Here is a 25,153-nt window from a genome sequence, read left to right on the forward strand (position 1 = left end):
TGTATGGGCTCCTTAGTAAAAGTTTGAACACTTATTACGTTACTTCTGATGGAAGTGGGAGTCCATACATCTGTTGACCTTTCAGGATTAAAATTTGTTCTAACTAAGGACGATTTAATCGTGGCGCGAGGTTTGTAACCTAGTGGGCTAAGTAAAAGCCGAGCAACAAAGAGTTAATCGTCCCTAGGACGAACCTTCAGGCAGCGCGTGTTTGGTATTTATGCTGCGTTATCGCCTATTTATGGGGAATAACCACACTACATAGGCTCTGCCTTGCCTAAATAGCAAACACACTGCTGCAAATTTAACCTCGAAAGATAAACAGGCCCTAACATGTTAATACAGTTTTTTTTCACGCTGCGTAAATACCGTTTACCGGTAAGCCTGCGCGAGTTGCTTGATTTAATTAACGCCTTAAAAAAGGGTGTTATATTTGCCGACGTAGACGCTTTTTACCATTTAGCACGTACCATAATGGTAAAAGACGAAACCCACTTTGACCGCTTCGACAAAGCCTTTAGCGACTACTTTAGTGGTATTGCTGACCTTGATTTGCTCGAGAGCTTAAAGCAACAGCACAACTTACCAGAAGATTGGCTGCGTAAAGAGTTTGAAAAAAACCTTAGCGATGAAGAAAAAGCGCAACTAAAAGCCATGGGTGGCCTCGACGAGCTAATGAAAACCCTAAAAGAGCGCTTAGAAGAGCAACAAAAACGCCACGCTGGCGGTAATAAATGGGTTGGCACCGGCGGCACGTCACCTTTTGGAGCATACGGCTATAACCCCGAAGGTGTGCGCATAGGCCAAGACGGCAACCGTAACCGCCAAGCAGTAAAAGTGTGGGATAAACGCGAATATCGCAATTTAGACTCCGACCGTGAAATTGGCTCGCGTACTATTAAACTTGCCCTTAAAAAACTGCGTAAATTTGCCCGCACTGGCGCCAGCGACACGCTAGATTTAAACGAGACCATTCGCGCTACCGCAAAACAAGGCGGTATGCTTGACGTAAAAATGGCACCAGAGCGCCACAATGCAGTAAAAGTACTCATGCTATTTGATATTGGCGGCTCAATGGATGACTACATTCATACCTGCGAAGAATTATTTAGCGCCGCCCACGGCGAGTTTAAACACTTAGAGTTTTACTACTTTCATAACTGCTTATATGAACACGTGTGGCAAGACAACCAACGCCGCCACTCAAACGTTATCGACACCATGACGCTAATTAATAAGTTTACCAGCGACTACAAAGTAATATTTGTAGGCGATGCCACTATGGGCCCGTACGAAATAGCCTACCCCGGCGGCTCGGTAGAGCACTACAACGAAGAGCCCGGCAGTGTATGGTTACAACGAATCACCAACCACTTTGATAAAGTGGCTTGGCTCAACCCACAACCCATTGAACACTGGCCGTACTATCAATCAATAGGTTTTATTAAAGAGCTGATGAACAACCGCATGTATGCGCTGAGTTTAGATGGAATAAGTAGAGCGATAAAAGAGCTGAGTTAATATTGCTATTAATGTCAGCTCAATGCTCTGATAAGCAAATGTGACACGCAAGCTTAGCGGTTAGTTTTTACCTTGATTGAGGTAGGTTGGTTTGAGCGAAGCGAAACCCAACGAAAAAAGGCAACGTCAATTATCATAGGCGTTTTGCATTATCGATTGGCTAAAAAGTGCCAAGTGTAGGTCGGATAAGCGAAGCGCCATCCGACACAGTAAAATATTTTGCCAATTTATTATCAGCATTTTATATTGCCTAGTGGCTGGAATGTGCCATTAGCAGCCCTTCAAGCCGTTAACCTGAAACTCTGTTGGGTGGCGCCTTCGGCTTAACCAACCTACCTTTTGACGGTACGGTACGGGGTAGGTCGGATAAGTGGCGAAGCCACGCCATCCGACAAAAATGATGAGTTTACTAGAAACAGCCAGACTTACCGCGTTGCCAGTTACTTATACGTTCATTTAATACGCAAACAAGCAGTTTTCAATTACCGCAGTGCCAAGTGTAGGTCGGATAAGCGAAGCGCCATCCGACACAGTAAAATATCTTGCCAATTTATTATCAGCATTTTATGTTGTCGAATGGCTAGAAAGTGCCAATTGCAGTCATTGCTAACGCCCGTGCAGGAGCGAAACGTAAATGCGTCGAATTAACACGCTTGTTATGCATTATTGCCACCACCCTTGATAAGGATCGAACTTTAGAACTAATTCATTAAGGGAAAATGAGTGAGTAATTTTTACTGATACATCTCTAAATTCGGAACCATCGTTTCTCCTAATATACAGATTCTCTGTATTTACGATTCCAAGCAACCCAGTTGGATCTTCAATATTTCCGTCCTTAGAAATTGAGTTTGACCACGTTACTGGAATTTGCTGATTATCTTGATCATATACTTTTACGGTTGTTACAAATACTTTTCGAGCAGATTTATTGAAAAGTGCTGTGCGTACTAAGGGGTCATTATGAGCTTTTTCAGAAAGCCCCACCTGATGCAAGCGTCCTGCTATTAACGTTTCATCCGACTTAATCTCATCGTATATACGTTTAGAAAGGAAGTAACTAAAGCATGCTGAAACAGCAGCGACTACCGCAGCAGATGCTGCGATAATTGTAGTTATGTTCGTGGTTGTGATATCTAGCATATTTCAGTTATCTCGCTACTTTTATTAAGGTGTGCATAACAGTGTAATAGTACGGTCCCTGCGGTCCATATATTAGTTTTTAAAGCCAAACGGGTAAAACCTTGACTTCAGACATTTAAATTCTAACTGTCCGATTATCGATCACTGCTGAACTTCGCAAAAGTGCCATTAGCGGACAGTGATAACACTGTAATTTGCAGCGAGCAAAGCGAGTCCGACAGAATTGCCTCGTTAAAGCTTTGCTCGCCAACATTACTGAATTACTCCCCCGTAGTTCCACACCATCGATTTACAATTGTCATTAAGTCAGCTTCTTGGATCGCGTCATTCGACCATCCACTTGCAAATTTAATATCGTTAGAATTGGGTAATTGTTCAGGTGATAGCTCTCGAATTCGAATTCTACTTGGAAGTGCTGCGGCCTCACCAACAAATATAGCTTCTCGTCTTGTAAGGGCTGATAACATTTTGGTTAAACCGCTTAAGCTATCAGGTAAAAACTTTGATACATGTTCTTGATCACTGGAATTCGACAACCTAAGAACAATCCAAGAGTTACACTGAGAAAGAACTGTACTTTCAACATCCGAAGGCCTTTGAGAAATAAGACCTAGTCCTAGCCCGTATTTCCGACCTTCTTTTGCAATACGACGAATAGCATCTTGAGCTTCTTTATATTGTGCTTCGCCATGATTCGGTACATAACGATGTGCTTCTTCACAGACAAATAGTACAGGGTCTTTCTCTCTTTCATCCCTTGTTTGCCAGAGCTTGTATTGAAATAGAAGGCGAGATATTAATGCTGTCAACGGTCCGGCTACTTCGTTTGGGAGACCTGATATATCGATAATACGGATATCTTTCCCATCCGCTTCACCTACAAATTGTGACAATATTTCCTGTAGCTTAGGCGAAGACTCCTCAGTATATTCTTTCAATAAAAAACTAAGTTGAGGGTTGGAACGAAGGACTTTGAGTTTTTTAAGTATATTATCAACTTTATCTCGGCCTGCAGATGCCGCTAAATGATCTTGTTTCCCCGCCTTACGGCCCTGAACCTTGTCAATGTGCTTTACAAATTGTGTCAACTTAAACGGAACTGGCTTATCTCTATCAAAATTCAAAACCTGCTCTTCAGTTTTATCGACGCTGAGTGCTGCTTCAGCCCCTCCATTTGGCTCTGCTCCGATATCCTGAACATATCCGGCTTCAAGTAATCTAGCGTAAGTGATTGCCTCGTAAATAATATTGTTTTGAGATGTAGCCTCGTGTTCAGTCTTACCAATAATCAATGATCTCAATTCATCACTAGACATCAGCCAATAAGGCAATTTTAAAAGCTCTGCTTCATCATCGGCTACAGAAGCATCATTATATGCTCGGTATACTTTTGCCCTATCACCAAAAGCACTAGCATATTCACCATGTGGATCAATCATTACAATTCTGGGCTTCAATGTTGTACCTTCTGGCTCATGATCTAAAACAGAATGTAAAATTGAAGCAACTGTTCCTGATTTACCGGAACCTGTAGACCCTAATATTGCAAAGTGATGACCAAAGAGTTTATCAATATTTGCTCTGCATATTGCATTGTTACCACCGATGTAATTACCTATGGGTACCATAGGAGTGATGGCTTCATCTTGAGCATTTGATTCCGCAGCTTTATATACAGCCTCTAGTTCATCATTAAGGCAGATATAAGCACTTTGAAGGGGCAAGGGATAAGTCTCAACACCACGGGAAAAATGAAGTTGAGAATTTTTGTTAGACCATATTCCTTGACCAAACAAGTCAGCTTCTAAAATACGAGCATCATCCGCAGCATTAATTATTTGACTAGTGTCATCAGAAATCAACTCTGATCTCATTTTAAGCGACCTAACAAAAGCAAATAGTAGCTTTCTGCCAAAATGAACTTTAATGATACTACCCATTTGGCCCACGGAATAAACTTGCCCATCAACAGCACGAATCAATTCGTTCACATTATCATCAATTTCTATACGTAAATTATTGCCGGATACCTCAATAATTTTCCCGATTTTTAGCTCTGTCCTTGCTTGGAAAACATTCTTCATGATACGTCCCCTGTTTTTATGAACTGAGTTAGTCCATCAAAACGCCACCATGTATATTTACTATCATCAGATTCAGCCAAAGGAGTTGTTGAATTATGATAAATTCCCAATTCACCAGCGACATACACTCTAGAACCAATCTTAGGACAGCAAAGCCAAGCATCTAAGGTTTTATTAATAACGACTCCATCTTTCGGTGCTTCTTGAATAAAAGCAATAACTGTCGTTTGGTTAGCTTCACTTCTTAACGCACTTTCTATTTCAGCGTTAATATGGTCATCCCCAAAGCTGTAGCCACAAGTAATTAATGTATTTTGCTGACCATTCATGAGAGTTTTTCGTAAACCTAGAAATAAACTGGCAAATGGATCTTTCTGCGTTTCTACATATTTTGTTGCTTGAGGGTAAATCATAATATTTGCAGGGTCTGATAAATATTTAGTTCCATACCGTGCACGCACTAGCCCTAAATTATTATCTCGGTGCCAATCTATCGAACCATGTAGTTTATATAGATGATAGGTATTTGAATCTATAGCGGTATTTGAAAACTCTTTTTCGGCATTCCAAAAACCTACAGCACCTCCTGAAAATCCATCGCATACAACTTTTTTGTGTAGAGCTAAGGCATCCTCTAGTAATGTGTCGTAATTAGTAGTAAAAAATGTTGTTTTTGAGCGTCGCTCTAGATTTGATTGGCTAATCAATAATGCTTCTATAAATTCAAAATGAGGTTTTATTTCAATAATTGGATTTTCTGCTTTGCCAACTTCCTCTTCTACCCCGTAGTTAGCATTGGCACCCACATATCCATATCTAATAATCCCACCAATAGCCTTAATGATTTCTAGATATAGCTGTTTTAACTCATCAGATGTATAACTATTAGCGCCAAGGTATGCGGTTTTTTGTTTTGAGCGCTCCGCGATAGCGAGAAGATCACCTAAGTGGCTCAAGTAATGTTCAACATGGCAGTCTTCGGTTAAGTCCTCTTTTAAAGAAGCCAAAATATTTTTTTCTTTAGCACCTGAATATTCTTGGATGATTTCCTCAACGCGATTAGTCAATGGATACATCAAAGGTATTTTTGAACCGAAGCTTATTCCAGCCCCAAAAAGCCAATTTTGTCTGCTTTGCGAGCTTAAAAGCTGCTTCAAGTTTTCCAATCTATTGTCAAATTCTTCCATAAGTTTCTCTCAATATTTTCGCTATAGAATACTCAATTAGGTGCAGGTGTGAATCGCATTAACGCTCAAATCCAATTCTAGTTAGAATACTACCTTGTAGATTATACAAACCACTTGGTTTACCTATCCCGTTGTTTCCTATACTTGTTTCACTCTCAATTACACTATTAAGAAACCGAAATATTTTTTCTGAGGGTTTTTCTTCACCTTCACATTGCGCTAACTCAATTAGAGCATCGTCTTTAAATTTCTTTGCGCCAATTACTGCTAGTTCATTTTGATTAACTCTGGTTATCTCAACTTTAGCTCCTAACTCTTGGTCTGGAACAATTTCATATTGATATAAATGATACTCTCGGGTTTGAGGACATTGCACACCTAAAATAAACTCTGCCTGATAAGCAGTAAACAACCGACTCATAGAGCAATGCTCTCTAGCTTTGTTTAATACTGCTTCAATAGAATGGCAGATTACTTGAGATACATACTCGGCGGTCAAAATTGTGTCTAAGTGACTATCTAAAAACATAGAGTCGTCATAATCAGTTTGTCTTAGGTGCTTATTAGTTTCACAAGACATCACTATTTGATAACTATCATTGTAATAAGTAGGAAATAGCTCTGTTAAATGGTTCTTCATTGAATTAATCAGATGCTGAGCAACTAAAGAGCTTCCAGCAAACGCAACACTACAAGCACCTTGATAACTATTGCCTGAGTAACCATTAAACCACTCACCACAAAAATTTAATCCTTTAACACGAATTGGAATCTCAATTACTTTTTTAAAGCCTTTAACTAAGACATGGTTGTTCTGTGTGATATGGGAGTCTGATGCAAAATAAATCCCTTCTTCAAATCCTCCTGAACTATGACCAGCAAGTACAAGTGTCATTTAAACTCCTTTGGCTGCTAACATCTTTATCAGCGGACACTTTCCCTATTTTGCGCGAAAACGTCCTTATTTCATGAGTTTCTATTAATAGCAAATAGTGTAAGTTATTGCCACCTATAAATATTAAGCCTAGTAAAGGTTATTTTACTATATAAAAAAGTGATAGTTTTCTCTGAGGATTACTGAGCTAACTATAGCTCCCCCCGAACGTCTGCTTCTCGCTCTAAGCTGACTATCAACGCTGCTAATTATGGGTATTTAGCTTCTAATCAGAGACTTCAAGATTGCAGGCTAAATTTAGCCTACAACTTATTAATTACGTGCTTAGCAACAGCAAGTGGCCTGCCAACTTTGCAACCCCCACCAAATCAAGTATTCAGTGATTGCTCGTTTTACTATGGGTCCTTCGTCTCGCACCTAAAATCACATCATCATCCACACTACAAATGCCACAGAAAAACCGACTAAGTACAGTAGCCCTACCCAGCTTAAACTTTTAAGTAGTACGCCGTGTTTAATGCTGGGCTCTGAGCGCACAAGGCTAAAGTTTAGCCAAGCAAATATAGGAGTGGTTACAAATGACAGTGTCATGGCAAAGGTAAGCATAGGACCTAAGGCTGATTCAAAAAATAAAATAACCGCCATACCAGCAAGTGCTTGCAGTATTAGCCATGTATTTAAGCTGTGTTTTGATTGCTTAAAACCAAGTAATTTATGCGATTCGTTTAAAGTACGCGCATAACCATCTAGTACCGTTAATGTGGTACCAAACATACATAAAAAAGCGATGGCTGATACTAGCGGCCTTGCCCACTCGCCAATGGTAAGTGCGTACATATCAATAAGCTGTTTGGCAAAAGCGACCCCACCGAGTTCTATATTACTGCTTTGCCCGTATTGCACTAATACACCTAAGCTAAAAAACACCAGCGCTAAGCCTGCGGTTAACCAGTAACCCACGTTAAAGTCGAACAAGCCTTCGCGTTTAGATATTGTTTGTTGTGCTTGTTTTTCCTTTAACCACAGTGAGCTAAGTGCGGATATTTCAATGGGGGCGGGCATCCAACCCATTAGTGCCACCATAAAGCTAAGCATGGCTAACTCATACGGTGAAGGGCCTACATAGTCAGCAGGTGCCATTGGGCCATTACTAAAGGCAATAGCAAGTGCTATTAATGTTGCTAATGTAAGTAGCCCCATAATGCCTTTTGCCACGTTATCTAGCGCTTTAAAGTGCCCTAGCAAAAGTATGGTTAAGCACACGCCAAGTAAAATCCAACACAGCAGTGTTATTTCTATTGTGATAGGTAGTGCGTAATGCAACAAGCTTGCGGTGAGTAATAATACGCCTGCGGTATTAACGATAGCGGCAACAACATTTAGGACAATGAAGCTGTAAAAATAAAATGGCCCTTTGCTTTTATAACCCTCTACTAGGCTATTTTTGGTAGCGAGTGTGTACTCCATGCCAAAGCGAAAAAATGGGTACTTTAAAACGTTTACTACTAAAATAAGCCAAAATAATTGCCAGCCAAATATGGCTCCCGCTTGGGTTGATGCCACTAAATGTGAACCACCAATTGCAGCGGTTGCCATTAGAATTCCCGGCCCCAATGCATTTAAGCGAGTTTGCCAATTTGATACTACAGAGCGCATGTGTGTACTTACTGTTTATTTATAATAATGAAATAAATTACAGAGTTTTAACGCAAAATGAAAGCTGAAAAGTATTAATAAATGAGGGGGTAAAACGAAGCTAATAAATAATGGTTTTAGGCCCTAAAAGTTAGGGCCTAAACTCTAAAAACGTTAACGAAGATCCATCTCTTGGATGATTTCGTGTGCAATTTCTGGGGTTGTTATTTCTGGTTTTTCATGCAAATTAGCTTTAATTTGCCCTTTGCGATGTTTTAGTGACGTATCTAGTTTTTTTGCGGCACTACTAATTGCTGGATACAGCACTTCGTTTTCGCCCTTAACCGATATACGTGCACCTTCGTAAATAGTGCTAATTTCCGCTTGAAGCTTGTTGTGAACTTTAGAAAGAATAATGTCGAGCGCGATCAAAGATGGAAAGTGATTCGCTATTTTTGAAAACTTTTCGTTTACGTGTTCTCTAATTGAATCAGTAACGTCAACATGGTGACCTGTAAGATTAATTTTCATTTTATATCCTTTTATGTGTTACTTCATAGTTAGTATTGGGGGCAATATGAATTAACACAAGGAGAAATGTAACTATTTAAGCAAATATTTGTTAGTAAAGCTGATTTAGATCACTCACTGAACATTAAACATGCAAAAGCCCGCATTATACGGGCTCTTTAAGCGGTTAAATAACATACTACCCGCGTTATATTTGTGCTATTAATCTGTGTATGAACAGCAATAATCAGCAAAGTCGCTTACTTTTACCTTAAAGCTTACGTTTGCATCAACATTAAATGATTCGCCCGCATTAAATGTTTTCCACTCGCTTTCACCTGGCAATAAAATATCCCACTGCCCTGCTAATAATTCCATACATTCTTTTTGGTTAGTGTCGAACACAAACTCACCTGGTTGCATAAAGCCTAATGTTTTTGCTTCACCACTGCCTAATAAAACGGTTCGGCTTGACACTTTGCCATCAAAATACACATTGGCTTTTTTAATTACACTAACATTTTCGAACTTTGACATATTTAGCTCCTGCTAATAATTTAAGATTTTTATTTATAAATTTTATCGCACTACCTTGCCTGATAGCTTACTTTCTTGCAAGGAAAGCAGTATTGCTTTAAGTGAAGTTGTTTCATATTCGTGCATAAAAAAACCCGCAACATATGCGGGTTTTTCAATTGCTTACTTTATTTAATCAAAGGCGATTAAAAAAGTTCGTTTGCTTTGTTTACTATGTTCTCAACAGTAAAGCCAAAGTGCTCAAACAGCTCACCTGCAGGCGCTGACTCACCAAAGGTAGTCATACCTACTACTGCGCCATTTAGGCCAACGTACTTGTACCAGTAATCAGCAATACCTGCTTCTACTGCTACGCGGCGTGAAACAGATGCTGGCAATACACTTTCTTTGTATGCTGCGCTTTGCGTTTCAAAAGCATCAGTACACGGCATAGATACAACACGTACCTTTTTACCTTGCTTGCGTAGTTCGCTTGCAGAATCTTGTGCTAGTTGCACTTCAGAACCCGTTGCAATGAAAATAAGCTCTGGATTGCCGTCGCAGCTAAGGATGTAACCACCCTTTTTAACGTCGCTCAGTTGCTGTGCGTTACGTGCTTGTTGCTCTAAACCTTGGCGAGTAAAGATTAGTGATGTAGGACCGTCTTTACGCTCAATAGCTTGTTGCCATGCAATTGCCGACTCAACTTGGTCACATGGACGCCAGTTGTATAAGTTAGGCGTTAAACGCATGCTTGCAATTTGCTCTACTGGTTGGTGAGTTGGACCATCTTCACCTAAACCAATTGAATCGTGCGTGTATACAAAAATGCTTGGTTGCTTCATTAATGCAGCCATACGTACGGCATTTTTTGCATATTCAACAAACATTAAGAACGTAGCACCGTAAGGAATAAAGCCTTTATGCAGCGCAATACCATTCATAATTGCCGACATACCAAACTCACGTACACCGTAATAAATGTAGTTACCGCTTGCATCGTCGCGTGTTAAGCCTTTAGAGCCATCCCAAATTGTTAGGTTTGAGCCAGCTAAATCGGCAGAGCCACCCATAAACTCTGGTAATAACGGGCCAAATGCGTTTAATGCATTTTGCGACGCTTTACGCGATGCAGGGTTTGCAGGGTTTGCTTGCAGCTCTTCAATGTACGCTTGAGATTTTGCAGCCCAATCGCCTGGCAGTTCGTTGTTAATACGACGCTTGTATTCTGACGCTAGCTCTGGGTATGCTTTTGCGTATGCTGCAAATTTTTCGTCCCAGCTTGATTCAAGCTGTTGACCTTTTTCTTTGCTATCCCATTGTGCATAAATGTCTGCAGGGATTTCGAATGCATCGCCAGTCCAACCTAAAAATTCGCGAGACGCTTTAATTTCGTCCTCACCTAGTGGTGCACCGTGACAATCGTGGCTACCCGACTTATTAGGTGAGCCGTAACCAATAATTGTTTTACAACAAATTAGTGATGGCTTATCGGTAACACTTTTAGCTTCTGCGATTGCAGCACTTATAGCATCGCTGTCGTGGCCATCAACACCGCTAATTACATGCCAACCGTACGCTTTAAAGCGAGCTGGCGTATCATCGGTAAACCAACCTTCTACTTCGCCATCGATTGAAATGCCGTTGTCATCCCAAAATGCAACAAGTTTACCCAGACCTAATGTGCCTGCAAGTGAACCAGCTTCATGAGAAATACCTTCCATTAAGCAGCCGTCGCCCATAAATGCATAGGTAAAGTGATCAACAATATCGTGACCTTCACGGTTAAACTGTGCAGCTAGCGCTTTTTCGGCAATTGCCATACCTACTGCGTTAGTGATTCCTTGACCTAACGGGCCCGTAGTAGTTTCGATTCCTGGTGCATAACCGTACTCTGGGTGACCAGGTGTTTTTGAATGCATTTGACGGAAGTTTTTAATTTCGTCTAACGGTAAATCATAACCCGTTAAATGTAATAAAGAATAAATAAGCATTGAACCGTGGCCGTTCGATAATATAAAGCGATCTCGGTCAGCCCACTCTGGGTTTGTTGGGTTATGTTTTAGATAATCGCGCCATAATACTTCTGCGATATCTGCCATGCCCATAGGGGCTCCAGGATGACCAGATTTGGCCTTTTGTACTGCGTCCATTGACAAGACACGAATAGCATTTGCAAGTTCTTTGCGAGATGGCATGAATTCTCCTACCTTAATATATTTTTGCGCGGGTATTTATGTATTCGATTATGCCGCCGTATAACTTGGCGACTAGTGTATAGTCCATTCTTACTTATTGTAGGGGCGGTGTGCAATTAAAAACCCATAATAATAGGTCATTATGAATATTTTTTGAGACCGAAAAGTTATTAAATATTTTATTTAGACGTCTAGGCGTAAAAACACTATGCAAGGTGTTTTGTTTTCGATAAAATACGCCCCTTAATTTTTAAGCGCTAATACCGACGTTTGTGAAGCGCAATATTTGTGAGCAGAAATACAATGGCAAAACATTTATTTACTTCTGAATCTGTTTCTGAAGGTCATCCGGATAAAATCGCCGATCAAATCTCTGATGCGGTACTTGATGCTATCCTTGAGCAAGATTCTCATGCCCGAGTTGCGTGTGAAACTTACGTAAAAACCGGTATGGTTATGGTTGGTGGTGAAATCACTACTAGCGCATGGGTTGATATCGAAGAAATTACACGTAAAACAATTCGCGACATTGGCTACACTAATTCAGATATGGGTTTTGATGCAGATTCATGTGCAATTTTAAACACTATTGGTAAACAGTCTCCTGACATTAACCAAGGTGTTGACCGTACTAGCCCAGAAGAACAAGGCGCTGGCGATCAAGGCTTAATGTTTGGTTACGCATGTAACGAAACTGAAGTACTAATGCCTGCTCCTATTACCTACTCACACCGTTTAGTGCAGCGCCAAGCACAGGTTCGTAAAAGCGGCGAGCTTAACTGGTTACGCCCAGATGCAAAATCACAAGTTACGTTTGCATACGAAAACGGCAAGCCAGTAGGTATTGATGCTGTTGTACTTTCTACGCAGCACAGCGAAGATATTTCACAAAAAGATTTAATCGAAGCGGTGATGGAAACTATCATCAAGCCGGTACTTCCTGCTGAGCTAATTACTAGCGCGACTAAGTTTTTTATTAACCCAACAGGTCGCTTTGTAATTGGCGGACCAATGGGCGATTGTGGCTTAACCGGTCGTAAAATCATTGTAGATACCTACGGCGGCATGGCTCGTCACGGTGGCGGTGCTTTCTCTGGTAAAGATCCATCAAAAGTTGACCGTAGTGCTGCCTATGCTGCACGTTATGTTGCTAAAAACATTGTTGCTGCTGGCCTTGCTGATAAGTGTGAGCTACAAGTATCGTACGCTATTGGTATTGCAGAGCCTACGTCTATAAGCGTAGAAACCTTTGGTACCAGCAAGCTAGAAGAAAGCCGTTTAATTGAGCTTATTCGTGAGCACTTTGACTTGCGCCCTTACGGTTTAATTAAAATGCTTGATTTAGAGCGCCCTATCTACCTTCCAACGGCGGCTTACGGCCACTTTGGTCGTGAAGAGTTCCCTTGGGAGCGTACTGATAAAGCAGAAGCACTTCGCGCTGCTGCTGGTCTTTAAGCCAACATACTATTAAAAATATAAACGGCCCTTTTAAGGGTCGTTTTTATATCTAAAGCTTATTATTCAAGCCGTGAAACATAAATCACTCTCGAATTGTTTTGCACTTTCGGTATATACTCGTTTTACTATAAAAGCTTAGGGAATTAAAAATGGCCGACAACTTTCGTGTTACCTTTGTAGGACTCGCTGAGGGCGTTGACAGCAAAGCTGTTACTGCCATGCTTGCTACTAAATTAAAAACATCAAATGAAAAAGTGTCGCTTTTTTTTAATGGTAAACCGCTATTTGTGCCAAGCAATAAAGACAAAGCCCTAAAGCAAGCCAAACTACTTGCCAGCTTAGGTATTAAAAGTAAGCTGCAGGCTGTTACCAACCCTAATCAAAATACTCAACTGGCAAGTGCAACGAGTAGCCAGCGCGATGACAGAATTTTTGATGCGCTTGATTACATTACCAGTAGCTTAATTCGCCTTGAAGAAAAACTAGACGAGCTTGAACAGCGCCTACCCGAGGTTGAAGCCACAGCAATTACCGATGAACACATAGAGTGGCAAGACGATGATCTTATGCTTGATGATGAGTTGCTCACACCACTGCAAAAACGCAGTAATGTGTTGTTATATTCACTCATAGCAACTGTGGTTACTTTGCTTATTTTATTAGCAATATATTTAACCGTCCCTAACTTATTCTCTTTTTAATTACGGGGTGAAGTCCTAAAGTGAGCAATAAACGTGCAACAATAAGAGCATCTGTCCGCGAACTGCGTAATAATTTATCAAGTAACCAACAATTAATTGCCGCCCAATCGCTAAAAGTGAATTTTATTCAATACTTAAATGGCAAAAAAAACACTAAAAAAGAGCATATTGCCATTTATTTTAGTAACGACGGCGAGTTAGATACCTCATTGTTAATTAATGAGTTGTGGGATAAAGGGCACACCCTTTACCTACCTGTAATCCACCCCTTTAACGGGGCTAATTTACTATTTCAGCGTTATGAAAAAAACTCACCCATGAAGGCAAACCGCTATGGTATCTTGGAACCTAAGCTCAATTGTACTCAAATATGCCCGTTACCAGAGCTTGATTACCTACTTATGCCATTAGTGGCATTTGATAACCAAGGTAATCGCTTAGGAATGGGGGGTGGGTTTTACGATCGGACATTGGCGCGGCTACACCAGCAACACTGGCAAAAGCCGCAACTTATTGGTTTAGCACATGAATGCCAAAAAGTAACAGCTTTACCCATAGAATCATGGGATGTGCCACTTAAAACAATTATCACCCCAAATAAAACCTACTGTTGGTAAAGCGTTACTTTGTATACCAGCAGAAATTTTTGACATAAATGAGCATAAAACAATGACACAAGACGAATTAAAAAAAGCAGCTGCTTGGGCAGCGTTAAAGTTTGTAAAAGAGAACACTATTGTAGGCGTAGGTACAGGCTCAACGGTTAATCACTTTATTGATGCACTAGGCTCAATAAAAGACACCATTAAAGGTGCAGTTTCTAGTTCAGAAGCCTCAACAGCTCGTTTAAAAGCGCTAGGCATTGAAGTATTTGAACTTAATGACGTTGATGTTTTAGATGTATACGTTGACGGCGCTGATGAAATTAACGCCCATAACGAAATGATTAAAGGCGGCGGTGCAGCCCTTACTCGTGAAAAAATAGTAGCAGCGGTAGCTAAACAATTTGTGTGCATTGTAGATGACACCAAATTAGTAGCAACCTTGGGTGGTTTTCCACTGCCGGTGGAAGTTATACCCATGGCACGCAGTTACGTAGCACGCGAATTATTAAAACTTGGCGGTGATCCTGTGTATCGCCAAGGTGTAGTTACCGATAACGGTAACGTTATTTTAGATGTACATAATTTAAAAATTACCCAAGCTAAACAACTTGAAACACAAATTAATCAAATTGTTGGCGTAGTTACCAACGGCCTATTCGCAGAGCGTGGCGCTGATAAAGTGATTATCGGCACTAAAAATGGGCCACAAATTAAATAGGATGAGGTTATGAGTAAGGTATCGTTGGCAAAAGACAAAATTAAAATTCTTTTGCTTGAAGGTGTTCACCAAAGCGCTGTTGAAACGCTAAAACGTAACGGTTATAGCAACATCGACTATGTTAAAACATCCTTACCTGAGGACGAGCTAAAAGAACGTATTAAAGACGTACACTTTGTGGGGCTTCGTTCTCGTACTCATATTAACCAAGCTGTGTTAGAAGCAGCTGAAAAGCTCGTTGCGGTTGGCTGTTTTTGTATTGGCACCAACCAGGTTGACTTAAATGCGGCGCGCGAACGTGGTATTGCAGTATTTAACGCACCATTTTCTAACACCCGCTCGGTTGCAGAGCTTGTACTTGGTGAAATACTGTTGCTATTACGCGGTATTCCTCAGCGTAATGCTGCTGCACATCGTGGCGGCTGGTTAAAAACCGCAAACGGCTCGTTTGAAGCTCGTGGTAAAACATTGGGTATTATTGGCTATGGCCACATTGGTACCCAGTTAGGTATTATGGCCGAAAATATTGGTATGCATGTTGAGTTTTACGATATTGAAGATAAGTTATCACTTGGCAACGCTAAGCAAGTACATAATTTAACTCAGCTATTACAACGCTCTGATATTATTACTTTGCATGTACCTGAAACCCCACAAACTAAGAACCTTATTGGCACTGCCGAACTTGCGGTTATGAAACAAGGCGCTATTTTAATTAATGCGTCTCGCGGTACTGTAGTTGATATTGATGCATTGGCAGAAGCGCTTACCGATAAAAAACTCAGCGGCGCAGCAATCGATGTATTCCCGGTTGAGCCTAAATCTAACGATGAAGAGTTTGTATCGCCACTGCGTAATTTCGACAATGTTATTTTAACGCCGCACATTGGTGGCTCAACTCAAGAAGCGCAAGAAAACATTGGTATTGAAGTAGCTGGAAAACTAGCTAAATACTCAGATAACGGCTCAACTATTACTGCTGTTAACTTCCCTGAGGTTTCACTACCAGAGCTTGCTAATCGTAGTCGCTTACTGCATGTACATCACAACCGTCCTGGCGTATTAACACAAATAAACCAAGCGTTTGCGCAGCACGGTATTAACATTGCCGCGCAGTACCTACAAACAGATGAGTCAATTGGTTATGTAGTTATTGATGTAGATACCGACCACTCAGAAGTTGCCCTTAAAGAGCTAAGCGCTGTTGAAGGCACGATAAGAGCACGTATTCTGCATTAACTAATTTAAGCTCTAGAAAATTTTAAGCCGCGTTTGCTTTATAACAAACGCGGCTTTTTTATTGCCCTACTTAGCGGTAAAACTAATTAAAAGAGTAATAAATTTAATTTTGATTAACGGCCTGCTCTATTCTTTTATCTGGCACTAACCATAGCAGCGCCACTGCTACATATATTACTTGTGCTAACCATGGTGCTACAAATGCTACGCCTACTGCCGATAAGTAAAGCGCCATAGACACTTTGCCTTTCCAGTCTGCACCGATTGCTTTGCGCAATACAGAGCTGCAGCCATCTGTCGCCATTATGCTGCGTTGTAAAATATTATACGCAATCGCCGCCATAAACAGCACGGCACCATAAGTCGCGGTAGGTAGCGGCTCAAAGTGATTACCTCCCATCCAACTGGTCGAAAACGGGAATAATGATAACCAAAAAAGTAAATTTAAATTTGACCACAATACCCCACCCGAAACACTGCCAGCAGCGTGTAATAAATGATGATGGTTATTCCAGTAAATCCCTACGTATACAAAACTTAAAACATAGCTAAAAAAGTTAGGGAGCATAGGCACAAGTGCTTCAATTCCCGCGCCTTCAGGTATTTTTAGCTCCAATACCATAATGGTAATAATAATTGCCAACACACCATCACTAAAAGCTTCTAATCGACCTTTTCCCATCTGTAACCCCATTCAACTTTAAGTAATTAGTTTGAGCCTTAATGGCTATTTAATATGATAAATAACAGTTTTTGTAGTAATGAATACTAACGATTAAATGAGTGCTGGTAAACTAATTGTTAATTTTGAGAGTTAACACCTAGTCTAAACGCAAAATTTACGCATAAAAAAGCGCGAGTTAAACTCACGCTTTAATTATGTGTATCGTGCTATCATTTTTAACTGATATCGCGATTGCTATAGCTACTTTTAGTCGCCTTTAACTTCTAGATTAATGTACTCTACAAGCTTTTCAGGCTGGCCTATTAGCATCATTATTTGTTGGTTAACTTCCATCATAGTTTTGCCTTCAGGTAGTTTTGCCGACACGCTAAATGAATTTAAGCCTTTAACAAAGCCGCTAATCGCTTCTGCAATTTCTTCAGTTACTGGCGCTTGCTGTAGCTGCTGCTCAACCATCATTTGCATTTGCTCAACACTCATACCTTGCTTAATAAGCTCGCTTTCTAGCAATGCTTTAAGCTCGCCTTGGTTATTAAGTTCAAAGTTAACACTGCGCGGCTCTAACTTACTCATAGCTTGCATTATTAGCGTTTGCTGCTGTAATTCTTGCTCATAAGTTAAAGGTTCGCTGCCCGCTGCTTGCTGCGCTTTACTGATCGCAAGCGATGCATCCATAAGTGCTTGTGTGTTTGCCAGACCCATATTCATATTAAAGCTAACAATGTCTTTTGCATCTAACTTAACTACCACATCGCTGTCGCCCGATTTTTCATCGTAATCAAGTGATGAATGTAAATCGTAACTGGCCGACGCTAACATAGTATTTGTATCGGCTGGTAATTTAGCCACAAAGTCTTTATTAAATTGAAAGCTTTTTACATCAAATGTAGTGTGTGGTGAAATTTTATCGGTTTCGTAGCCTGTCACTTCAATGCTTTGAATACTGGCAACATTATCGCCTTCAGAACTAATGACTTCCATATTGCTAATTTCTACACTATTGGAAATAACACTAGCCGATAAGTCTGCATACTTAAATGTAGCGCCGGTTTGCTCGCTCACTAGTGCTAGTTGCTTATCTATTTCTGCACGTACTTCTTTAGTGGCTACGTGATTTGCATAACTTACGCCACCAACACCGGCAGCTACAATTGCTGCAGCTATAACTAACTTTTTCATGTTATTTCCTTATTTAAGTCTTTATATAAATTGTTTCAGCTCAAGAGTAACATTGCAGAACATCACCGATAAGCGTTTTTGCTAATTAATTAAACTAAGTAACTCATGTACTGTTTTTATCGGGGTGATCTTAGCGCCCAGCCCTTCCATTGATTTATGGTAATTACGAAATGGAATAAATATTTCCGTAAAGCCATGCTGCGCAGCTTCTTTAACGCGCGGTACGCCACTGTCTATTGGGCGTACGTCGCCATTTAAGCTCAGCTCTCCCATAATACAAGTGGTACGTGGCACAACAAAATCATTTAAGCTGCTAAGTAGCGCAGCAACCAACGCTAAATCTATACAGGTTTCTGATTCATCAATTTTTAAGCCACCCACTATATTAAAAAACGTATCGTGAAATATTTTAGTTTTTGTGTGCTTACGCAGTATGCCGGTGAGCATTTTTATTCGGTTCATGTTTAAACCAACGCAAACACGCTGCGGAAATTCCGCCTCAATCTCAGTGGTTAAACATTGAATTTCGAGTAATAAATTACGATTACCTTTACGAATACACGTAATTGCAGAGCCAGGTGAATCTGTAGTTGAGCCTGATAAAAATATTTCGCTGGGGTTATCAACGCTGAGCATACCGCGTTCGCACATTCTAAAAATACCGACTGTATCTATATCACCAAAGCGGTTTTTATTTGCTCGTAAGGTACGAATTTGCCCATCGTTAGTATCTATATGCAATAGTGCGTCAACTATATGCACCAGCGTTTGCGGACCAGCTATTTCGTTGTTTTTATTTACATGGGCAATAATGAACATAGTGACATCATTTTGCTTACAGTATTGCGTAAGTGCTTGCGCGGCACTTTTTACTTGCGAAGGCGAGCCTGGGCTACCGTTAGCTGTGTCGGTGACCACTGCTTGAATGGAGTCTATTACTGCAAACTTAATTTTATTTTTATCGAGTTCTTCAATGATGGTTTCAACACTGGTTTCGGAAAGTAAATAAAGCGCATCAGGGTTATAATTTAACTTTAAACGATTCACTCTGTTTTTAAACTGCGATAAAGATTCTTCTGCGGTACAGTAAAGTGAGGGCATGCGTTGTGACATTCGTGCCACTAAATCAGATAACAAGGTTGTTTTACCAGCCCCTGGATCGCCAGAGATTATATTAACTGACCCCGTTGTTACACCGCCACTTAAAACACGATCGAGCTCGCCAATTTCAGTTAACTGTTTTTCAGTTTCTGCGGTAGCAATATCATTAATTTTTTTAGAACCGCCACCAATCCCCCCAGCATAACCACCTACACTTACGCGTGCCGATGCTTTTTTACTTTGCCCTGCTGACGGTTTAAATTCTGCTAATGTGTTCCATGCACCACAGCGGCATTGACCTTGCCAACGTTGGTAGTTCATGCCACATTCGGTACAAACAAACTCTACTTTTGCCGCTTTAGCCATTTATAACTTTACCTACTATTCTTTAATTTTAAAAATACTTAATGTTAAGTGCTTATTTTACCATTTTAAACTTTCGCCTAACAATGAGTCATACCAACAAGATAATTTAGCACTACTATTATTATCTATAAATGCTGTTTTCTTTTTTACTATACTTTAGGGCATACTTATTGCTTGAATAATAGTTTAAAGTAACTTGCCAATAAATTGGTATTTAACACATAATAACAAGCGCTAAACTGTAGTTACTCGAATAATCGTACCTATATTAACAACAATAACACGATACGACATTTATTGAGTTTTCTAATAAATGGATTTAATAGTATACCTACTTTTTTAATTAGACGGTGATGGTTTTATAAATGGCTGAAGACATACTGCTCAAGCACGAAGATCTTATATCTGAATTAAAACATTATTTAGGCAACCCTAAATTTGATTTAATTTTTAAGTCTAAAATAGCTGGGCTTACAAAGCCTGAACAGTTTTTAATGAAAATGGAAATGACACGCTTATCTCAGCCGATAGCGCGCTTTATTGACTTACGTGGTTTAGTGACTGGGCAGGTAAAGCCTTATGATCACAATGGCAAACAACATTTCATGGATGAAACAGCGATTGAAGTATTTGAAGCTGCGCTAAAACAACACGGTGGTTATACTCTCGCCGTTTATGAGGCAGTGATGAACACCGAAAATAATCATCGGGTGTTACAACGCAAAGCCACAGAAAAAATTGCAGAGCAAGCCATTGATGACTCCCTTAATACAAATATTATAAAGTTTGCCTCTTATGAAAACCGCCGTGAAGAGCGAATGAACTATTCAATTAAAGTAACGGTTGAGTACAACGACAAAAAAAGCATTGCTGCTAGCACTTCCGATATATCCCTCAGTGGTTGTAAAATAAAGCTAGCCACTCGTTATGTGCTAAAAAAAGGGCATTTAATCGCCATGCGTTTGGTAGGCCTAGAGCAAGACTTTGAGCTAGGTTTAAAAAATGGCATTCAGTATGAGGTTGTCGCCGTAGAAAATATTTCTAAAGAGTTTAATCATATTCGTTTAAAACGCACCTTTATTGAAAATAATGAAGCATTTGATAATTTTTTAGAAAGCTTTATCCACGGTAATAAACGTCGCTATAAAGTAAACCTTGATAATACGCTCGATGCTGTGGTTTCTAAGGGTTACGAGCAATACTATATTCCACGCGTCACCTCTTTATATGTATTTTTAAGTAAAAAAGACAATGTACTTTATCCTAGCTTAAGTCTAACCACAGAAAACAACATTTTTATTCAACGTTACTTTACCGATGAACGCCAAAACCCTTGTTTATACAGTGTGCTTAATGAGCAACGTATTAATGCATTACTTTTAAAACAGACTCCAGTTAAAGAAGATTATTTATATACTTTTACTCATATTTCAGCGGGCAAAATTTATTATTATTCTGCAACACGTAATGAGCTTGAACAAAACCCTCAGCTAAAAAACTTATTTTTAGCTTTTGGCAGTCAAAAAGACACCTGGCAGTGCTTTAAAATACAAATTATGCCAAGCCATCCAGATGACTCATTTATTCCTTTATCGTTACCAAACACTGTAAGTAAAAATATTGAAAAGCTCAATAAGCCGCCTTCTCCTCGGGTAGAAGGGTTAGTGAAAAATGTAAAATATATGGTGGTACTAACTGCTATTGGTAATAAAACTGAACAGCAACACTATCAGCAATTAAATTACGATAAAGCTTTGATTAATCAATTGAAGCATTTTGGCCATAGCAAAAGTAAGTCTGCGCCTTATTTAGATATTGTACCTTTAGAGTATGTAAATCTTCGCTCTGATAAGCGCTACTTATATAAAACGAATGTGTCGATTAGCGTAAACGATGAGGTAGTACATGGCCTTACTCGCGACTTTTCGGTTATGGGCTTGCAGCTTGAATGCAAACAACCAGTAAGCTTAAAAAAAGGCGACATTGTTTTACTCTCGTTTCCTGACTTACAAAAAATAACCAAAACATATCAGCTTTGTGAGCTAAAGTACGAAGTGATGGCTGTAAATAAGTCGTTCACTATTATTAATTTAAAAGCCAGCCGAGTTGCCGACTTACCCCATGCTGGAGTGCTGTTTTTTACGCAGTTAATTAACAGTAATAAAGATAAACTAAAAGTGTCAGAAGAAGCGCCTAAAGTGCCTGGGCTCTCTACAGCACTTAGAAATATGGTAACTAAAAGCGTTTGCCAGTTCCCACTTTATTTACATAAAGAAGGAGCGCACTTTAAAGCAGGTGCAATTGGCTTTGGCTTATACCCTAGCCCACTACATGTGCTTTTACAAAACTTTGGTTTGTTGGGTAATAAAACCGATTTATCGAGCATTATTACTGATGAGCAAATCGTTAATGTGATCACCCCACAGATAAAAGATCTTAGCCGCCAAGATCCGCCAAGCGCCTTTACACTTGTGATTAATTTTGATCCCCGTAAGGGCAGTATTTCAGAGTCTATTACCAGTTATTGCATAGCAGGTGAGGATTATAATGATTTTCAGGAACAAATAAGCAAAGGCTTAAAGTCGAATCTTATTTTTGTTATGCGCTTGTATATATCACGTACTGGACGCCCAGATACCGATTATTTATCTAACGAACTAAAATATGTGAGTCAATATGCGCTGCATAAAGCAAGGGAATTAGAAGAGGCATTGTGGTCTGTAGCGGGTGTCGGTGATATTGTCGATATCACCGAAGAAGCCTTAAGCCATTTAAAACTTGAACAGCAACAAGTTGACCAAATGGGTCGCCGCAAACTGCTTTGGCTAAACCGCCTGCGTTAAACAGTAGCCTCACTATTTAATGGTATAGCTAGCATATACAGTAATTGTAATAACGAGCCTTGGCAAATAGCTGCTTGGGCTTGCTCAACCACTTTTGCTTTACCATGTACTGCTACACCTAGCCCTGCTGTTGCCATCATTTTTAAATCGTTAGCCCCATCGCCAATCGCCACTGTTTGCGACTTTATTAATCCCAGCTGTTGCTGTAATGACTCTAAAATAACGGCTTTTTGCTGTGCATCTACAATTGTGCCTAATACTTTACCTGTGAGCTTATTATCTTTAAATTCAAGCACATTAGCGTGTACTTCATCTAAATTGATTAACGCTTGTACTTGCTCTGCAAAGGGTACGAAACCACCTGACGCAATGGCTAAGTGCCACTGATGCTGTTTAAGTATTTGGCAAAGCATTTTAATACCCGGCATTAAAGGTAAATTATTTTTTAACTCATCTATTAAGCTTTTTTCAATTCCGGTAAGTTTAGCGACGCGCTGATTTAGGCTTTCACTAAAATCAAGCTTACCAGCCATTGCCAGTGCTGTTACCGAAGCAACCTCATCGTATACGTTAGCTAAGCGTGCAATTTCATCTATGCACTCAATAGTAATAGCGGTTGAATCCATATCCATTACCAATAAACCTGGCTCATACAAGTTGGGTGGGCAAGCTATTTGCACTAGCTGAAAATCAAGTGTGCTGGAAAATTGTTGTAATACTAGCGGGTTAATCGGCAGCTCTGCTTGCTTAATATAAAAACACAGTGCCGCTGGTAAACTTAAGTCGGGCTGATACTGGCAAAGCCCTGTAACGGTTTGATTATGCTTCGCAAAAAAATCTATTATGGCTTTAATATGGGTAATACTAAAATTGCCAGCAAAGGCAATACTAAATAAACCTTGGTGTTTATTAGGTAGGTTTTTTAACGGTAAAAACACCTCATCCTGATAGCTAAACCATTTATTTAATACTAACTGCGTTAATGGTTGCTCAGCACCAGGCTGTGCCATGTTCGTTTGCGACATGGATTCTCCGTGAATTTTTTTGTTATCCTGATAGCTACTTACAAAATGTTAAATATATTACTTGCGCTAAATTCGCCATCAGGTGGGGTTTAAGGTTATAGTATACCCAAACAACTTGGGTATAGCATTTGTAACATCAAATCAAAATGCTGTCAGTAGTATATACGGTGACTATGAAAAATAACCATCTTAAAAACCCTATCACTGCCTCACAAAAAAAACGCTTAGTGCGTTTATTGCTTGCTACTGCCTGCTTAATATTACTGAGCTGGGTGGGCATTAATAGTAGTTTTCAAAGCCATCAATTACTTTATGACAGTGCCGATAGTACGGCAAAATCGCTCACCAAATTTATGGCATTAAATGCTAAAACCCCGTTAATTGAAAAAAACAAACCGCAACTTAATGCATTATGTAACAACATAAGCAAAGATGAATTTGTACTTTCAGCCACAATTTACGACCAGCAAGGCATGCTTATAGCCAGTAGCGATAATTGGCAATCGCTGCATGTTAGCGGCCAGCTATCTGAATCAACTCCTGGTGTTAGTAAACTTAAAACACCGTTTATAGAGCCCGTGGTAAGTGACGACGACAGACCTGTTGGTTTTGTATCTATTACTTATTTAACCCGTGCGGCAGTTACATCTAGCCACAATCATTTTCATGACTTAGGTCGCCAAGTATTATTAATGTTGGTAATTGCATGTATTTTTACTTGGCAATTTGGCCGTGGCTTAAAAATATGGCAGGTTAATCGTTATATACAAAAAACATCACAGCATGAGTCGTAAAGCTCTGTAGCTAGTTGCTCTTTGTGTTGTTTGGGCTTTAATTCACACAATACATCAAATACCCGCACTATTTGCAGCGGCGTATTGATCTCCCCTTGATAACCACATAGCGGCATTGATGGCGAGTCGGTTTCAAGCACTAGGTGCGATGTATTTATATTGGCAATTACATCGCGCGTTTTGACCGCTCGCGGGTAGCTAATAACACCGCCTACACCGAGCTTAAAACCTTGCTTAATATAATATTGAGCTTGTTGAAGTGATCCCGAAAACGCATGAATAACCCCTCCATACTTAGGCTTACAACGCTTAAACGACTGCGCTATTAAATCATGGCTTTGCCTATGATGCACAATTAACGGTAACCCTAGCTGATTAGCCAGTGCTATTTGTTGTTCAAATAAAAAGGTTTGTTTGGAGAGGTTTTCAATACTTCGATCTAGACCGCATTCGCCAATTGCCACCAGCTGGTTTTTATTGGCCGTAGCAAATGTAAATAGCAGCTCTATATGGGACTCTTGATGCTGATTTAAAAAGTAAGGATGCAGTCCTGCAGCTATTTTTACGCCTGCAAAGTTAATTTTAAATTCAAGTAATGCACGCGATTGGGCCAAACTAATACCGGGCACCACAAACTGCTCAACTCCCTTTGCTACACACTCGCTAATGAGTGACTCGCGGTTTGAGTCAAACTCTGTAAAGTCGAGGTGGCAATGAGAGTCAATAAATTGCATTGTTACTTACTCATCG

The 25,153-nt window shown here is 40.0% G+C and carries 21 protein-coding genes; 8 read left to right on the top strand and 13 right to left on the bottom strand.

What is annotated here, in order from left to right; genetic code table 11:
• Positions 1–333: 333 nt before the first annotated feature.
• Complete coding sequence (locus AAEY55_RS06730) at positions 334–1,521, top strand: VWA domain-containing protein (protein ID WP_350550602.1); 1,188 nt, start codon at positions 334–336, stop codon at positions 1,519–1,521.
• Positions 1,522–2,184: 663 nt separating this feature from the next.
• Here the strand turns inward: AAEY55_RS06730 and AAEY55_RS06735 are convergent.
• From AAEY55_RS06735 to tkt, 8 genes are all read right to left on the bottom strand, one after another.
• The gene (locus AAEY55_RS06735) at positions 2,185–2,664 is read right to left on the bottom strand and encodes a hypothetical protein (RefSeq protein WP_350546101.1); all 480 of its coding nucleotides are present in this window, start codon (positions 2,662–2,664) and stop codon (positions 2,185–2,187) included.
• A gap of 260 nt (positions 2,665–2,924) precedes the next feature.
• The gene (locus tag AAEY55_RS06740; RefSeq protein WP_192542206.1) at positions 2,925–4,748 is read right to left on the bottom strand and encodes an ATP-binding protein; all 1,824 of its coding nucleotides are present in this window, start codon (positions 4,746–4,748) and stop codon (positions 2,925–2,927) included.
• The gene (locus AAEY55_RS06745) at positions 4,745–5,935 is read right to left on the bottom strand and encodes an SIR2 family protein (RefSeq protein ID WP_188161734.1); all 1,191 of its coding nucleotides are present in this window, start codon (positions 5,933–5,935) and stop codon (positions 4,745–4,747) included. The genes AAEY55_RS06740 and AAEY55_RS06745 overlap by 4 nt, the downstream gene beginning before the upstream one ends.
• 58 nt (positions 5,936–5,993) lie before the next feature.
• Positions 5,994–6,830, bottom strand: coding sequence for a hypothetical protein (locus AAEY55_RS06750; protein WP_188161733.1), 837 nt, complete (start codon positions 6,828–6,830; stop codon positions 5,994–5,996).
• A gap of 423 nt (positions 6,831–7,253) precedes the next feature.
• Complete coding sequence (locus tag AAEY55_RS06755; RefSeq protein ID WP_407072704.1) at positions 7,254–8,426, bottom strand: NRAMP family divalent metal transporter; 1,173 nt, start codon at positions 8,424–8,426, stop codon at positions 7,254–7,256.
• A gap of 213 nt (positions 8,427–8,639) precedes the next feature.
• Entirely contained in the window at positions 8,640–8,996 is a 357-nt protein-coding gene (gene hpf, locus AAEY55_RS06760; RefSeq protein WP_011327370.1) for a ribosome hibernation-promoting factor, HPF/YfiA family, read from the bottom strand.
• Between the two features lie 201 nt (positions 8,997–9,197).
• The gene (locus tag AAEY55_RS06765; protein ID WP_011327369.1) at positions 9,198–9,512 is read right to left on the bottom strand and encodes a pyrimidine/purine nucleoside phosphorylase; all 315 of its coding nucleotides are present in this window, start codon (positions 9,510–9,512) and stop codon (positions 9,198–9,200) included.
• Positions 9,513–9,697: 185 nt separating this feature from the next.
• A complete protein-coding gene (tkt, locus tag AAEY55_RS06770; protein WP_350550606.1) occupies positions 9,698–11,689 on the bottom strand; it encodes a transketolase in 1,992 nt (663 codons plus the stop codon).
• Between the two features lie 303 nt (positions 11,690–11,992).
• On the opposite strand from tkt, the gene metK reads away from it, so the two are divergent.
• From metK to serA, 5 genes are all read left to right on the top strand, one after another.
• A complete protein-coding gene (gene metK, locus AAEY55_RS06775) occupies positions 11,993–13,144 on the top strand; it encodes a methionine adenosyltransferase (protein ID WP_011327367.1) in 1,152 nt (383 codons plus the stop codon).
• Positions 13,145–13,296: 152 nt separating this feature from the next.
• Positions 13,297–13,848 carry a hypothetical protein gene (locus AAEY55_RS06780; RefSeq protein ID WP_011327366.1) on the top strand — a complete coding sequence of 184 codons (552 nt, stop codon included), beginning with the start codon at positions 13,297–13,299 and terminating at the stop codon, positions 13,846–13,848.
• A 20-nt stretch (positions 13,849–13,868) separates the two neighbouring features.
• Positions 13,869–14,465 carry a 5-formyltetrahydrofolate cyclo-ligase gene (locus AAEY55_RS06785; protein ID WP_089367824.1) on the top strand — a complete coding sequence of 199 codons (597 nt, stop codon included), beginning with the start codon at positions 13,869–13,871 and terminating at the stop codon, positions 14,463–14,465.
• A 52-nt stretch (positions 14,466–14,517) separates the two neighbouring features.
• Positions 14,518–15,171 (top strand): ribose-5-phosphate isomerase RpiA, encoded by a 654-nt coding sequence (gene rpiA, locus AAEY55_RS06790; RefSeq protein WP_350550610.1) that lies wholly within the window; start codon positions 14,518–14,520, stop codon positions 15,169–15,171.
• A 9-nt stretch (positions 15,172–15,180) separates the two neighbouring features.
• Complete coding sequence (serA, locus tag AAEY55_RS06795) at positions 15,181–16,410, top strand: phosphoglycerate dehydrogenase (RefSeq protein ID WP_011327363.1); 1,230 nt, start codon at positions 15,181–15,183, stop codon at positions 16,408–16,410.
• 103 nt (positions 16,411–16,513) lie between these two features.
• Here the strand turns inward: serA and AAEY55_RS06800 are convergent, their stop codons facing one another.
• The 3 genes from AAEY55_RS06800 to radA all read right to left on the bottom strand — a co-directional run bounded on the left by AAEY55_RS06800 (position 16,514) and on the right by radA (position 19,741).
• A complete protein-coding gene (locus AAEY55_RS06800; protein WP_011327362.1) occupies positions 16,514–17,092 on the bottom strand; it encodes a TMEM175 family protein in 579 nt (192 codons plus the stop codon).
• A gap of 249 nt (positions 17,093–17,341) precedes the next feature.
• Positions 17,342–18,274, bottom strand: a complete 933-nt coding sequence (locus AAEY55_RS06805) for a hypothetical protein (RefSeq protein WP_089367823.1) — start codon at positions 18,272–18,274, stop codon at positions 17,342–17,344.
• An 81-nt stretch (positions 18,275–18,355) separates the two neighbouring features.
• A complete protein-coding gene (radA, locus tag AAEY55_RS06810; protein WP_011327360.1) occupies positions 18,356–19,741 on the bottom strand; it encodes a DNA repair protein RadA in 1,386 nt (461 codons plus the stop codon).
• 365 nt (positions 19,742–20,106) lie between these two features.
• Between radA and AAEY55_RS06815 the strand changes: the two genes are divergently transcribed.
• Complete coding sequence (locus tag AAEY55_RS06815; protein ID WP_350550617.1) at positions 20,107–22,584, top strand: PilZ domain-containing protein; 2,478 nt, start codon at positions 20,107–20,109, stop codon at positions 22,582–22,584.
• On the opposite strand, the gene serB is transcribed toward AAEY55_RS06815, so the two are convergent.
• The gene (gene serB, locus AAEY55_RS06820; RefSeq protein ID WP_011327358.1) at positions 22,581–23,609 is read right to left on the bottom strand and encodes a phosphoserine phosphatase SerB; all 1,029 of its coding nucleotides are present in this window, start codon (positions 23,607–23,609) and stop codon (positions 22,581–22,583) included. The genes AAEY55_RS06815 and serB overlap by 4 nt on opposite strands.
• 173 nt (positions 23,610–23,782) lie before the next feature.
• Here serB and AAEY55_RS06825 point away from each other — a divergent pair, with 173 nt between their 5' ends.
• Positions 23,783–24,403 carry an AhpA/YtjB family protein gene (locus tag AAEY55_RS06825; protein WP_011327357.1) on the top strand — a complete coding sequence of 207 codons (621 nt, stop codon included), beginning with the start codon at positions 23,783–23,785 and terminating at the stop codon, positions 24,401–24,403.
• Here AAEY55_RS06825 and AAEY55_RS06830 read toward each other — a convergent pair.
• A complete protein-coding gene (locus AAEY55_RS06830; protein WP_011327356.1) occupies positions 24,370–25,137 on the bottom strand; it encodes a TatD family hydrolase in 768 nt (255 codons plus the stop codon). The genes AAEY55_RS06825 and AAEY55_RS06830 overlap by 34 nt on opposite strands.
• Between the last annotated feature and the right edge of the window lie 16 nt (positions 25,138–25,153).

It is taken from the genome of Pseudoalteromonas sp. 120-MNA-CIBAN-0494 (genome assembly GCF_040308885.1).
In the GTDB taxonomy this organism is placed as follows: Bacteria; Pseudomonadota; Gammaproteobacteria; order Enterobacterales; family Alteromonadaceae; genus Pseudoalteromonas; species Pseudoalteromonas nigrifaciens.

Excerpts from the sequence above, each read along its gene's own strand:
- AAEY55_RS06730 (WP_350550602.1), top strand. The coding sequence starts at position 334 with ATGTTAATACAGTTTTTTTTCACGCTGCGTAAATACCGTTTACCGGTA.
- AAEY55_RS06735 (WP_350546101.1), bottom strand. The coding sequence starts at position 2,664 with ATGCTAGATATCACAACCACGAACATAACTACAATTATCGCAGCATCT.
- AAEY55_RS06740 (WP_192542206.1), bottom strand. The coding sequence starts at position 4,748 with ATGAAGAATGTTTTCCAAGCAAGGACAGAGCTAAAAATCGGGAAAATT.
- AAEY55_RS06745 (WP_188161734.1), bottom strand. The coding sequence starts at position 5,935 with ATGGAAGAATTTGACAATAGATTGGAAAACTTGAAGCAGCTTTTAAGC.
- AAEY55_RS06750 (WP_188161733.1), bottom strand. The coding sequence starts at position 6,830 with ATGACACTTGTACTTGCTGGTCATAGTTCAGGAGGATTTGAAGAAGGG.
- AAEY55_RS06755 (WP_407072704.1), bottom strand. The coding sequence starts at position 8,426 with ATGGCAACCGCTGCAATTGGTGGTTCACATTTAGTGGCATCAACCCAA.
- hpf (WP_011327370.1), bottom strand. The coding sequence starts at position 8,996 with ATGAAAATTAATCTTACAGGTCACCATGTTGACGTTACTGATTCAATT.
- AAEY55_RS06765 (WP_011327369.1), bottom strand. The coding sequence starts at position 9,512 with ATGTCAAAGTTCGAAAATGTTAGTGTAATTAAAAAAGCCAATGTGTAT.
- tkt (WP_350550606.1), bottom strand. The coding sequence starts at position 11,689 with ATGCCATCTCGCAAAGAACTTGCAAATGCTATTCGTGTCTTGTCAATG.
- metK (WP_011327367.1), top strand. The coding sequence starts at position 11,993 with ATGGCAAAACATTTATTTACTTCTGAATCTGTTTCTGAAGGTCATCCG.
- AAEY55_RS06780 (WP_011327366.1), top strand. The coding sequence starts at position 13,297 with ATGGCCGACAACTTTCGTGTTACCTTTGTAGGACTCGCTGAGGGCGTT.
- rpiA (WP_350550610.1), top strand. The coding sequence starts at position 14,518 with ATGACACAAGACGAATTAAAAAAAGCAGCTGCTTGGGCAGCGTTAAAG.
- serA (WP_011327363.1), top strand. The coding sequence starts at position 15,181 with ATGAGTAAGGTATCGTTGGCAAAAGACAAAATTAAAATTCTTTTGCTT.
- AAEY55_RS06800 (WP_011327362.1), bottom strand. The coding sequence starts at position 17,092 with ATGGGAAAAGGTCGATTAGAAGCTTTTAGTGATGGTGTGTTGGCAATT.
- AAEY55_RS06805 (WP_089367823.1), bottom strand. The coding sequence starts at position 18,274 with ATGAAAAAGTTAGTTATAGCTGCAGCAATTGTAGCTGCCGGTGTTGGT.
- radA (WP_011327360.1), bottom strand. The coding sequence starts at position 19,741 with ATGGCTAAAGCGGCAAAAGTAGAGTTTGTTTGTACCGAATGTGGCATG.
- AAEY55_RS06815 (WP_350550617.1), top strand. The coding sequence starts at position 20,107 with ATGGCTGAAGACATACTGCTCAAGCACGAAGATCTTATATCTGAATTA.
- serB (WP_011327358.1), bottom strand. The coding sequence starts at position 23,609 with ATGTCGCAAACGAACATGGCACAGCCTGGTGCTGAGCAACCATTAACG.
- AAEY55_RS06825 (WP_011327357.1), top strand. The coding sequence starts at position 23,783 with ATGAAAAATAACCATCTTAAAAACCCTATCACTGCCTCACAAAAAAAA.
- AAEY55_RS06830 (WP_011327356.1), bottom strand. The coding sequence starts at position 25,137 with ATGCAATTTATTGACTCTCATTGCCACCTCGACTTTACAGAGTTTGAC.